Consider the following 12,870-nt stretch of genomic DNA (forward strand, 5'->3'; position numbering starts at 1 on the left):
ACCCCAACACGCCGCCGGGGGTCGTACGCGCACAGCCGAGGTGAGTCATACGAGGCACAACGCGTCATGAGCCGCAAGTTCCTGCTGTGAAGCCGATGTTCCCGGACGGCTGGAGCAGCCCTTGGCGGTCTTGATGGGGTGGGCGCAGCCGTAGGGGGCGAGCAGCGGGGCCCCCGGTCAGGTGGGTGGTGTTGGTGCCCCGAGCCAGGGTGCGGCTCACACCGAGCGCCCCGTCGGTCTCGAACCGCCTTGCCCGCGCGGCGGCTTCATCGCCACGTCACCAACCCAGCCCTGACACCGGCCGCCTGCCACCGCGAGGCTCGCCCCTACGCCGCGATGGCTGCGATCGGCTGATCAAGATCGAATGGCACGCTGTGGGCGCGCGGGCCATCCGGCACCCTGCCGGCTCGACCCCAGAGTGGGCGGGCCAGGCAGGACGGCGGAGACCGAGTCAGGTGGCGCAGCCGCTGGGTCCAGTGGTCGAGGAGACGGGTCCGTGCCCGGCCGGCGACGAACAACGTGAAGTACGCCCGCCCTCCCCGATCAATGAGCTTCTTCGAGTTGGCCACCGATCGGGTGATGGGCCGTGACGCGCAACGAGCGAGGCCCCCGAGCTGTTGATCGAGATGTCTGACGTCTCAATCACGTTGCTCGGGGGCCTCGTTGGTCATCCATCCTGCCGCACTCGACCTACCGCATGCGCTCGTGGAGTGGGTCACCATGCTGATCGTCACCCGTGAGGGCGACCGGCGGTGCAAGCTCCGTCCGTCCCAGCGCGCGATGGTGGCACTGGTGTACCTGCGCGAACACACCACTCTGGCGAAGATCGCTGCCGGTTTCGGGATCAGCGAGTCCACCGCCCACGCCTACACCAACGCGGTCGTCGACCTGCTCGCCGCACGTGCGCCGGGGCTGCTCAAGACGCTGCGCGAGCGTGATCCCGACTTCGTCCTTCTCGACGGGACCCTCGCCGAGTGCGACCGGGTCGGCGACGGCCGGGCCGACTACTCCCACAAACACCGGCGCCACGGCGTGAACGTGCAGGTCGTCACCGACCCCGGAGGCCGGCTGCTGTGGCTCTCGCCCGCCCTGCCGGGCCGCACCCACGACCTGACCGCCGCCCGCACTCACCGGATCATCCGGATCTGTGAGCGCCAGGGCGTTCCCATCGTGGCTGATCTCGCCTACCAGGGCGGCGGTCCCTGGCTGACCACCGGCATCAAACGCAGGCCCCGGCAAGACCTCACCCCCACCGAGAAGACCCGCAACCGTGCCTTGGCCGCGGCACGGGCACCCGTCGAACGCGGCGTCGCCCGCCTGAAGTCCTGGCGGATCTTCCGCAGATCCCGGTGCAGCCCCAACCGCATGACGTCAATCGCCAAGGCCGTCCTCACTCTAGAGCGGCAACGCTGAAGAAGCTCAGTGACACCGGCACCTTGGCCGGCACGTCGAGGCGGGCGGTCTACCGGCAGATCAGGGCGAGGTAGAGGCCTGGACAAGGTACCGGCGTTCAGGTAGAACTGCCGCCCGGCTGTCGCGAGTTCCCGGCCCTCCTGGCGGATCTCGCAGGTGCCCGACTCGCGGTCCGTGGCGGTGGCCGCGAACACCGCGGAAGTGCACCTGCATTGCCGGCAGCCAGGACTCCCAGGTCTCCGGTATGACCGCGCCGGGGTCGCCGATGCACCGGACGTGCGCCACCTTCAGGGGCGTCATGACCGCGCTCGTCCTGGCGCCGTGCGATGTCTCGATGGTTCCCAGCGACCGGCCCGCCCGTCAGATGGGGAATTCGCCGAGCCACCCACGGGTCAGCAGGTGGTGCGGAAGGTAGCCCGACTCGACCTCGATCGGCATCTTGCCGTCGAAGGCGAAGCACGCGATGGCCAAAGGGGCCAGCGCGAGATGACCGCCCGGGCTCTCCACCCGCTTCTCGTCAGCCGTCCAGTACGCCTTGTGTAGCTCCAGTGCCTGCACCAATGCCTCGTTGAACCCGTCCGCGTTCTGGGTGATGAACAGGTAGAAGAGGTTGATCGGAGGTGCCAGCACCCCCTCCAGCAGCTCCCGCGGAGCTTGTACGGCGATGCCCGGAGTCGACATCTCGACGGCGCGGGTCAACTTCCCCACCAAGTCCGGCCCCTGCAGCCAGTACGTCTGCAACGTGTCGACCCAGTGCCGGACGAACTCGTCGAACCCGCCCCCATGGAGCCGGTCGAGCGGGAAGCGGGCCAATTCGGTGATCCGAGCCTGGTCGCGGCACACCACGGCGAGCCAGAACGTGGTCAGCCAGGTCCCGAGGTCGGTGAGGCCCTGATCCTTACCCGTGGCCGGCAGCGTTCGGATCTGACGGTTGATCCGGCACTCCACGGTCCCCTCGGTCGCGGAAGCCGTGGCGAAGATGGCGGATCCCACCTGCAGGGCGTTGACGACCGCTTCCCAGGTCTCCAGCTTCGCCGCACGGGGGTCGACCGTGCAACGTGCGCCGAGGTGGAGGAGCGCGTTGTTGAAGACCCGCCCCAGGGCGTGGGGGCGCCGCTCCAGCTTGTCGATGTCATCGGCCAGGTCCTCACCGAGCGACTCGGCCCACTCTTCTTCCGTTGCCCCCGGTGACGCAAAGTGCCTACTGACTATGGTGGTCACCGGAGGGTCCCCTTACTGATGTCGAAGCGCTGGTACTGGTAGCCACTGTACTGGAGCCCGTTTCGGTCGCCCTTGACGACCACATATTCCAGCTTTCCGTCATCGAAGGCGTCTTCCAGCGCCTTCGCGAGCCTCCGCTCGCTCGGGATGGTCTTACCGCGCTCCTTCATTTCGCGGATTATGTCGAAGAAATATTCCTGGGAACCTTGCGAAACACTGCGGCCGTCGGGGAGGTTTCGACGGCCGAGCTGGGTGTTGACACTGCTCTTCGCTTCGACCACGACATAACGACCATCCGCAGTGCGCCACACCTGGTCGAACTGGTCATTGCCGTTCTTGGGGCCGTGCAGCGTTTCCTTCGCGGACCCGGCGTAGCGCTCGGCGATGTAGTGGTGCTCCGCGACGTACTCGCCATGGGCACCCGTCTCTTCGATCATCGACTTGTGGTAGTGACGGTACGCCTCGCGACCCTCCGCCAAGTCGTGCGCGGTGGCCTCGGTGCCGTGAAGCGCGTGGTTGGTGTCCGCTTCCTTCTTGAACGTATCGGCGAGCTGATCCGCCCATACCGAATAGAAACGCTTCCGTGTGGCTTCTTTCAGCCCGGCAAGACGTGCGGGATCGGTGACGGAACCCGGAGCCTCGTGCACGTACTTGGGATCAAGATAGTGCGGCGTAGGTGGTTCGGGAGCGTCCTTCGCGCGAATCCAGGGAGAATGCTCGTCCGCCCTGGTGAGCTGCGGTGGCGTGCTGCCGCTCTCGTCTACGAAATCGAGGTTCTTCCGATTTCCGTTGTTCTTGTAGTAGTCGTCGAAATACCCCGGTTCCTCGTTGGCCCGGTACACCTGGATCTCTTCGACTTGGGCCTCGGTCAGGTGCGGCCCGTAGGGATTGTCGCCGTGCTGCATGAAGCTGGGTCGCTCCACCGGTTCCCGGGTGACCGGGCCGTTGCCGGTCGCGTCGTCGCCCGCACGCGCCGCGTCGTCCAGGCCGCCCGCGCCCGGGGTGTCCGGGAGGTGGGGGCCGCCCGTGGACGGGCCGTCGGGGTGGGCGCCGCCGGTTGAGGGGCCGTCGGGGTGGCTTCCGGTGCCCGGGCTGTCGGGGTGGTGGCTGCCCGTGGACGGGCCGTCGGGGTGGCCGCCGATGGAGGGGGTGTCGCCGCCCGGGTGGGGGGTGCCCGGGGTGGTGTTGAGGTCGTTGCGTGGCATGCCGTCCGGGGCGTGGCCGCCGGGGGTGTGGTTGCCGGTGTGGGCGGCGTTGTCGGCCGCGTGGACCGGGTCGGACATGTCGGAGCCGAGGCGGATGGCGTTGTCGGCGTTGTGGGCGCCGACGCCCACCAGGACGGGGGCCTCCACCTTCGGGGCGTGGGCCGTGGTCGGGCCGGTATCGACCTTGGCGTCCTCGGCGCGCTGGAAGAGGCTGAATGAATCATGACTGAAAGGTATAAGGACGCCATTGAGCTTCTTCGAGTTGGCCACCGATCGGGTGATGGGCCGTGACGCGCAACGAGCGAGGCCCCCGAGCTGTTGATCGAGATGTCTGACGTCTCAATCACGTTGCTCGGGGGCCTCGTTGGTCATCCATCCTGCCGCACTCGACCTACCGCATGCGCTCGTGGAGTGGGTCACCATGCTGATCGTCACCCGTGAGGGCGACCGGCGGTGCAAGCTCCGTCCGTCCCAGCGCGCGATGGTGGCACTGGTGTACCTGCGCGAACACACCACTCTGGCGAAGATCGCTGCCGGTTTCGGGATCAGCGAGTCCACCGCCCACGCCTACACCAACGCGGTCGTCGACCTGCTCGCCGCACGTGCGCCGGGGCTGCTCAAGACGCTGCGCGAGCGTGATCCCGACTTCGTCCTTCTCGACGGGACCCTCGCCGAGTGCGACCGGGTCGGCGACGGCCGGGCCGACTACTCCCACAAACACCGGCGCCACGGCGTGAACGTGCAGGTCGTCACCGACCCCGGAGGCCGGGACCCGCAACCGTGCCTTGGCCGCGGCACGGGCACCCGTCGAACGCGGCGTCGCCCGCCTGAAGTCCTGGCGCAGATCCCGGTGCAGCCCCAACCGCATGACGTCAATCGCCAAGGCCGTCCTCACTCTAGAGCGGCAACGCTGAAGAAGCTCATTGATCCGCCCCTATGCCCACTTCACGCTCGACCACGCCGATCACGCTGGCATCGCAAGGAACGAGGTACAGGCGGCATGATCCTTCGCTTCGTCATCCGGAAGAGGCGGAAGTGGAACGCCGTCGACGAATCGTTACAGTTTGTCGTCCACAAGACGAACATTTCCTGCCGCGCAATCTCCATCCCCGCAGGCAGGAGCCCTGCACGGGCAACGCTGCCCGCCGATCTTCGCTTGGTCCCTGGGTGTACAGCCGCGGTTGTGCTAGCCTCACGGACGGCTTCAGAGGAGAGCGATCGAAAACGGGGAGATGATCGTGTTACGGGGGCGCGTGCTCGTTATTGGGGACAGCATCCGATTAGTTTCGAAGGCAAAGTCGGCCGGTATAGACGTTGCCTATATGCAAAAGCCGTCACAGTTCGATCCCACACTGATTCCACACTGCGAGCAGCTCGCCCTGGTGGACTATCAGCACGTGCCCAGCGCCGCCGCCATGGCCACCGCGCTGCACCGGATCGCACCGATCACGCGGATCGTCACACAGACCGAGGCAGCACAGCTGGTGGCCGGTCATCTGACCGACACCCTGGGAATTGCCGGCACATCGGAACGTTGCGCCCGGCTGCTGCACGACAAGTCCGCGATGCGGGCACTACTGGACGAACAGGGCATCGGGGCCGTCCCTTATGAGGTGAATCCCACCCTGGCCCGGCTCCGTGAGTTCGTCGTCTCCAACGGGGCGGCCATCGTCAAACCGACCAAAGGCTCGGGCAGCCTCGGAGTGCGCCGGATCGAGTCGGTCGAGGACGTCGACGACGTATGGGCGTGGTGCCAGTCGTTCGAGCTCGGTGAATTCCAGGTCGAGAAGCTTCTGGTCGGTCCCGAACTGAGCGTGGAAGCGTTTTCCGAATCGGGTCGGCACACGATCATCGCGGTGACCGCAAAGGACACCGAGGGCGGTACCGTGGAACTCGGGCACGTCATTCCGGCGCCCTTGGCGGAGGACCAGCTCGACCGGATCCGCGTATTGACGGTGCGGCTGCTCGACGCGGTCGGTCTTGAGGACGGCCCGTCGCACACAGAGATCATCCTCACCGCCGAGGGACCGCGGGTCGTCGAATCGCACACCCGCCGCGGGGGCGACCGGATCAATGATCTCGTCAGGATGGTGTACGGGGTCGACATGGAGGAGGCCACCTATCGCCTCGTCGGCCACGGTGCCCCGCTCGACGGTCATCTGCACCCCGCCCGCGGCGCGGCCGCCATCCGTTTCCTGACCGCGGCCCCGGGGGTCGTCACCTCCGTCACCGGCTTGGACACGGCGCGGGCCGTCGACGGGGTGGAAGAGGTGTCGGTGAGTGTGAAGGCGGGTTCGGTGGTGTCCGAACTCCGCTGGTCGGACGATCGCTGCGGGCACGTCATCGTACGCGCCGCCGACGCCGACACGGCCGTCCGTCTGGCCCGCACTGTCGCCGGACACATCTCCATCAACACCGAGCCCGTCACGGGCGAGTGTCCGGATCGGGACGCGGCGGCGCCGGACACGCTGAGCTCCATCCTGCGCCCGTACGACGAGGTGTTCGATCCGTTCCACGAGGCCGTGACGGCGCCTTAGCCGCGGTCCGGGATCCGGCCCACCCGGCCGGGTCCCGCAGGATCAGTCCCCGTCATCGCGAGGGCCCGGAAAGCACGGGCTCCTCGGCATGCCGGGACGTGGACAGCGGCGCCCCGCCCGCCGTACCGGACACCGCACGGCACGGCCCGGAGCGCGCGTCCGGAACACCCGGGTGCCCCGGACCTCGTGCGGCAGGGCGCCATCCCTTGCATCTACATCGCTCGTCACCTCAACGAGCCGAGTTTCGTTCCGAGTTTGGAGTGCGGTATGGCCGGGGAACCGGACACAGGCGCAAGCACGCTCTCGTACACCCAGGAAAGCCTCTGGCTCTTCCATGAGCTCGCCGGCTCCGACGAGCCCGCGTACAACGAATCGGTGGCCTTCGAAACGTCCGGCGACCTCGATCCGGACGCGCTACGCCACGCCATCCGTGCCACCGTCCTGCGGCACGACGCACTCCGCACGACGTTCCACGAGACGCCCGACGGACCGCGGGCCCGGGTGCACGACGCCGGCGGGGACACCCTTCCCGACAGTACGACCGTAGTCGACCTGCGCACCCTCACCGCTGCCGAAGCCCGTATCCGGGCGGAGGAGGTGCTCGCCGAACACCACCGGCGACCGTTCGACCTGAGCGCGGCTCCCTTGCTGCGGGCGGTCGTGGTGGCACTACCGGGTGCCATCTGGCTCCTGGGCCTGACAGCTCACCACATCGTCATCGACGACTGGAGCATCCGCCTGATCCTCGACGAGATAGGCGAGAACTACCGCACCCTGGCGACCACCGGAAGGCCGCCGCAGCGTCCCCTCTCCGGCGCCGCGTTCCGCGCCTTCGTCACGGAGAGCCGCTCGGCGGCCGCAGACGAGAAGCAGACAGCCGCCGTCGAGCGCTGGCGCCGGTCGCTGGCCGCCGCCCCGGAACTGCTCGGCATGCCACTGGACCGCCCGCGACCCGCGGTTCAGACCTTCCGCGGCGACAGCATGACCATCACCGTGCCCAGCGCGGACATCGAACCGCTGCTGAAGGAATGCGCCCGCGCCTGCCGCAGCACCGCGTTCCCGGTGTTCCTCGCCGCCTATGCGCTGTTGCTGCACCGCTACACACGTCAGGAAGGGTTCGCCATCGGCACCACGGTGCTGAACAGGCCGGGCGTCGAGGATTTCCAACAGGTCGGCTGCTACGTCAACACCCTGCCCCTGTTCGTACCCGTGGACCCGGAGGATACGTTCCGCACGGTGCTGTCCGGCGCCCAGAAGGCCGCCGAGCGATTGCTGGACGACGGCGACGCGCCTTATCCGAAGGTGGTGGAGGCACTCGGGGCCGAGCGGGCCCGGAACCACAACCCGGTCTTCCAGACGATGCTCACGATGCTCGACGGCCGTCCCTCCATCGACCTCGGCCCGCGACTGGTCTCCCGGTACCACCCCGTCCGCCGGACAGCCGCCAAGTTCGACCTGATGCTGTACGTCAACCGGGCAGAGGACGCGTACGAGTTCGAGCTCGAGTTCAACACGGATGTGTTCGACCGGGACACCGGGGAGCGGATCCTGCGCAACTACACGCGACTGCTGGCCTCGCTGGCCGACGCCGGCGTCGACGCACCGGTGGGCACGCCGTCGATGACCCGGGAGGAGGATCGGAACCTGATCCTCGGCGACTGGAACAACACGCAGGTCGCCCACCCGGACGGCACGATCGCCGATGTCATCGAGGAGCAGGTCCGCCGGAGCCCCGACAGCCTGGCCGTCGAGTTCGAAGACGAGGCGTACACCTACGACGAGTTGAACCGGCGGGCCAACCAGGTGGCGAGCCGCATCCGCACCATCCTCGCGGCGACCGGGGCCGGTCCCTTCGTCGGGGTGTTCATGGAGCGCTCCGCGGAAATGGTGATCGCGCTGCTCGCCGTCGTCAAGGCGGGCTGCGCGTACGTGCCCATCGACCCCGAATACCCCGCCGCCCGCGTCGAGTTCATGATCCAGGACGCCGGTGTTCCACTGATCCTCACCCAGCAACACCACCTCCCGGCCCTCGGCAGCGCCGCCGCACAGCTCCTCGTCCTCCCGGACGAGTCCCTCGACCACGAGGACGACACCGATCCCGTCCGCGAGCTGGGCCCCGACTCGCCCGTGTACATGATCTACACCTCCGGATCGACGGGGCGGCCCAAAGGCGTGATCAACCGCCATGACGCGCTGGCCAACCGGCTCCACTGGATGCAGTCCGCCTTCCCGTTGAACGACGGTGCGGGGGCGGACCGGGTGCTCCAAAAGACCCCGTACAGCTTCGATGTCTCGGTATGGGAGTTCTTCTGGCCACTGATGACCGGGGCCGCCATCGTCGTGGCCCGGCCCGGCGGACACCGGGACCCCGACTACCTCAAGGAACTCATCCGGTCCCGGGCCGTCACGACCGTGCACTTCGTCCCCTCGATGCTGAACGTGTTCCTGGAGGCGGAGGAACTCGCCCGGCACTGCGGCCCGCTCAAGCGGGTCATCTGCAGCGGCGAGGCACTCTCCCGCAAATCCATCGAGGTCTTCGCCGCCACGCTCCCCTCCTGCGAACTGCACAACCTGTACGGCCCGACCGAGGCCGCGATCGACGTCTCGCACTGGCCCTGCCGGGCCGACTACCCCGGAGAGCTCGTCCCCATCGGCAAGCCCATCGACAACGTGCGGCTGTACGTCCTGGACCGGGACCTACAGCTCCAGCCGGTCGGCGTTCCGGGGGAACTGTGCATCGGCGGCGTCGCGGTGGCGACCGGGTACCACCGGCGCGACGACCTCAACGCCAGGGTGTTCGTCCCCGACCCCTACGGAACGGCCCCGGGGGCCCGCCTCTACCGCACCGGCGACCTGGCCCGCTTCCTGCCCGACGGTCAGATCCAATACCTGGGACGCATCGACAACCAGGTCAAATTGCGCGGTCTGCGGGTCGAGCCCGACGAGATCGCCGCGGTCCTGCGCGACCTGCCCGGCGTCCAGGACGCGGCCGTCGTCGTGGACGCGTCGGGTCCCGCGCAGGCGCTGGCCGCCTACGTCGTGAGCACCGCGTTCGACCCCGACGACCTGCGTGCCCGGCTGCGGAAGCTGCTGCCCGAATTCCTCGTCCCGCACCACCTCATCGAGGTCCCCGAGCTGCCCACCACTCCCAACGGCAAGCTGGACCGGCGTGCCCTGCCTTCGCCGACGGCTCACACGGCATCGGCCGAACGGGCCGGCCGCCCGCCCGCCACGACCGCCGAACAGGACGTGGCCCGTGCCTGGCGGGACGTTCTCGGCCTTCGGGAACCGGTCGGCGCGGACAGCAACTTCTTCGCCCTCGGCGGCGACTCGATCACGGCACTGCGCGTCAGTTCCCGGCTGCGTGCGGCCGGATACGCGGTCAACCTGCGCGAAGTGTTCGCACACACGTCGATCGCGGAGCTTGCCGCCTCGCTGACCCGACAAGACCCGGCGTCTGCCCACCCGGCCGCGACCGAGGCGTTCGGACTGCTGACGGCCGACGACAAGGCCGCGCTCCCCGCGGCGGCGGAGGACGCCTGGCCGCTGACGAAGCTCCAGTCGGGCATGATCTACCACTCGCTGCTCAACGAGGACTCCCCCGTCTACCACGACATCTTCGACTACGAGTTCGCCGGCGTGGCCGACCCGGCCGAACTGGGCCGTGCCGTACGGGAAACCGTGGCACACCACGCTCAGCTACGGTCCCGCTTCGACCTGGAGCGCTACGACGAGCCGCTCCAAGTCGTGCTCCGCCCGGACGCGGCCGGCGCCGCCCCGTCCCTGGAGGTCGTGGACCTCACCGGGCTGCCCACCGACGCGCAGGACCGGGCGGTCGAGCAGTGGATCGACGCCGAGAAGCGCCGCCCCCTGGACCTCGCCGGCCCGCCCCTGCGCTTCTGCGCCCACGTACGGGGCGACGGCCGTGTCAACCTGGCCTTCTCGTTCCACCACCTGATCCTCGACGGGTGGAGCGTCGCCCTCGTCATCGAGGAGATCCGGCGCCGCTGCGCCGGGCTCCCCGCCGGACGGACGGCCGACGCCGCCCCAGACCCCGGCTACGGCACCTACGTGGCACTGGAGCGCGAGAGCGCACGACGCCCGGCGGACGAGGAAGCCTGGCGCAGGCTGCTCGACGGCTTCTCCGCGACGCTGCTGGCGGGCCACCACGGATCAGCGGCGCCGGCGACGATGGACACCGCGGTACTGGAGAAGGCCGTTCCGGCAGGGCTGGAGGAGCGGCTGCGCCTGCGCGCCGCGGCCCTCGGACTCCCGCTCAAATCCCTCTATCTGGCCGCGCACTGCGCGGCCCTGGCGGACCTGACCGGCAGGTCCCACGTGGTCACCGGGCTGGTCGGCAACGGCCGGCCGGACGTGCCCGGCGGCAGCGAGATGGTCGGCCTGTTCCTGAACACCCTTCCGCTGCCCGTCGAGGTGCGCGAGGCGGACGACGCGGAGCTGCCGGCCTCGGTCTTCGAACGCGAACGGGAACTCGTCCCGCTCCAGCGGTTCCCCCTCGCCGACATCGAGCGGCAGCAGGGCGGAGCTCTCTTCGACGTGGTCTTCAACTACACCGATTTCCACTCCTACGCGACGGCCGGTGACACGGCCGCTGCCACGCGCGACCCGGTGACGATCGAGAACGCCCGGTACTTCGAACTCACCAGCTTCCCGATGACCGTCCACGTGCACCGGGACCACTTCGCCGGTGCGACGCAGCTCGCCGTGTCGCACGACCCCGGGCGGGTCAAGACCTCCACGGCGGAGCAGTTCCTGGGCGAATTCCTGGCCGCCCTCGAACGGTACGCGGGCCAGGAAGCGGCCGACGGCCGTCCGGACGCCGCGGAGCGTACCGTCGCCGCGATCATCGCGAAGGTGGTCGGCAGCGAGACGATCGGGGCGGAGGAGAACTACCTCGACACCGGCGTGGACTCGATCAGCTCCATCCGCATCCTCGCCAAACTGCGCAGGCAGTTCCCCGGTGCCGCGCTGCGCGATGTGATGGAGGCGCGCACGGTGCGGGCCCTGGTCCGCAGGCTGGCGGCGCGGGCGCCCGAGCCCGAGACCGCGGAGTCGGTGGGCAGCGCCGGGGAATCCCCGGGCGTGTCACTCGACGGACTCCCTCCGGGAGTCGTCGACGCCTACCCCCTCACCGCCACCCAGCTCCGGATGATCAGAGCGACGAGGCGGGACCCCGCCCAGTCCGCCTACCACGACGTCTTCGCCTACTGCGTCGCGCTGCCACTGGACGCTCCCCTTCTGCGCGCGGCACTGCGGCGGATGACCGCGTCTTGCGAGACGCTGCGCGTCGCCGTCGACCTGGCGGCGTCACCCGTCCCCCGACAGCTCGTGTACGCCTCGGTCGAGCCCGATCTCACCGTGGTCGACGCCGTGGACAACCCCTCGGCGGCCGACGAGTGGTTCGAGAAGGAACGCGGTTCGGGATTCCGCTGGGAACAGCCCGGGCTCATCCGGTTCGCGGCACACCGCGTCGCACCGGACCGCTTCGTGCTCTCGCTGAGCTTCCACCACGCGGTCGTCGACGGCTGGAGCCTCTCCCTCCTCGTCCGGGACCTCCTCCTCTCGTACGCATCGGAGGTCGGCGCGTCCGCCGGCGGCGGAACAGGCGCCGATGCAGGGCCCGTCCGGTCCGACCACGAGACCGGCTCCTTCCGCGACTACGCCATGGCCGAGACGGCCGCCCGCTCCTCGACCCAGTCGCGGGAGTTCTGGCACGACGTACTCGCGGGCCACCCCGGAGCATGGCTGCCCCGCTACCCGTCCGACGGCGGCGCCCGTTGGGCCGAGGCGACCGTCGCCCTCCCGCCCGAGCGTGAAGCCCGGCTGCGCCGGGTCGCGCGCGACACCGGTCACCCGTTCAAGTACCTCCTGCTCGCGGCACACTTGAGGGTGCTGGCCCTGGTCACGGGCGAGCCCGATGTCCTGACCGGGGTGTTCACGCACGGCCGACCCGAGACCGACGACGCGCAGGAACTGGTCGGGATGTTCCTCAACTTCCAGCCGCACCGCGTCCGGATCGAAGACCAGACGTGGCCGCAGCTCATCGACCAGGTCTTCACGTTCGAGATGCGCGCGCTCGCACACCGCCGCTGCGCCGCGACCGGCGACGGCCCGGACGACTGGCCCCGCTACTGCGCCCTGTTCAACTACACGGACTTCCCCGCGTACGCGGACGCCGCCCACGGTGGTGGACACCTCACCGGCGTCCGATGGTTCGAGCACACCGACGCGCCCTTCCTCGCGACCGTGGGCCGCGACCCGGACGGTTCCGCGCTGGAGATCACCCTCAACGCCGACGGCAGGTTCCTCCCACAGGGCGTGGTGGACGACCTGGCGCGCCTGTACGAGGCCGTCCTGACGCAGATCGCCGAGACCCCCGGCGGCTCCGTCCGTGATACCACCGACCTGATCGAGATGTGTGTGGACGGCCTCGGCGCGCGCCGGAACCCGTCCGTCTGAAAGGGAACAGAACT

5 protein-coding genes and 1 pseudogene are annotated in these 12,870 nt (G+C 69.0%); 4 read left to right on the forward strand and 2 right to left on the reverse strand.

All coding sequences use genetic code 11. The annotated features are described in order from the left end of the window. Positions 1-663: 663 nt before the first annotated feature. Positions 664-1,413: a transposase gene (locus ACV7NM_RS01520; protein WP_463408482.1), complete on the forward strand. Its 750-nt coding sequence runs from the start codon at positions 664-666 to the stop codon at positions 1,411-1,413. 360 nt (positions 1,414-1,773) lie between these two features. On the opposite strand, the gene ACV7NM_RS01525 is transcribed toward ACV7NM_RS01520, so the two are convergent. Together ACV7NM_RS01525 and ACV7NM_RS01530 are read right to left on the reverse strand one after the other, a co-directional pair. Beyond that, complete coding sequence (locus tag ACV7NM_RS01525) at positions 1,774-2,634, reverse strand: immunity 49 family protein (RefSeq protein ID WP_463408483.1); 861 nt, start codon at positions 2,632-2,634, stop codon at positions 1,774-1,776. Beyond that, positions 2,631-4,109 carry a hypothetical protein gene (locus tag ACV7NM_RS01530; RefSeq protein WP_463408484.1) on the reverse strand — a complete coding sequence of 493 codons (1,479 nt, stop codon included), beginning with the start codon at positions 4,107-4,109 and terminating at the stop codon, positions 2,631-2,633. Before ACV7NM_RS01530 ends, ACV7NM_RS01525 begins: the two co-directional genes overlap by 4 nt. A gap of 94 nt (positions 4,110-4,203) precedes the next feature. Here ACV7NM_RS01530 and ACV7NM_RS01535 point away from each other — a divergent pair. The 3 genes and pseudogenes from ACV7NM_RS01535 (at position 4,204) to ACV7NM_RS01545 (ending at position 12,856) form a co-directional block, all read left to right on the forward strand. After that, positions 4,204-4,753, forward strand: a pseudogene (locus ACV7NM_RS01535) (helix-turn-helix domain-containing protein). Between the two features lie 318 nt (positions 4,754-5,071). Continuing rightward, positions 5,072-6,376, forward strand: a complete 1,305-nt coding sequence (locus ACV7NM_RS01540; RefSeq protein ID WP_463408485.1) for an ATP-grasp domain-containing protein — start codon at positions 5,072-5,074, stop codon at positions 6,374-6,376. 267 nt (positions 6,377-6,643) lie between these two features. Further along, positions 6,644-12,856, forward strand: a complete 6,213-nt coding sequence (locus ACV7NM_RS01545; RefSeq protein WP_463408486.1) for an amino acid adenylation domain-containing protein — start codon at positions 6,644-6,646, stop codon at positions 12,854-12,856. Positions 12,857-12,870 lie beyond the last annotated feature (14 nt).

This window comes from Streptomyces sp. Tek67B01 (assembly GCF_055231995.1).

Excerpts from the sequence above, each read along its gene's own strand:
- ACV7NM_RS01540 (WP_463408485.1), top strand. The coding sequence starts at position 5,072 with ATGATCGTGTTACGGGGGCGCGTGCTCGTTATTGGGGACAGCATCCGA.
- ACV7NM_RS01545 (WP_463408486.1), top strand. The coding sequence starts at position 6,644 with ATGGCCGGGGAACCGGACACAGGCGCAAGCACGCTCTCGTACACCCAG.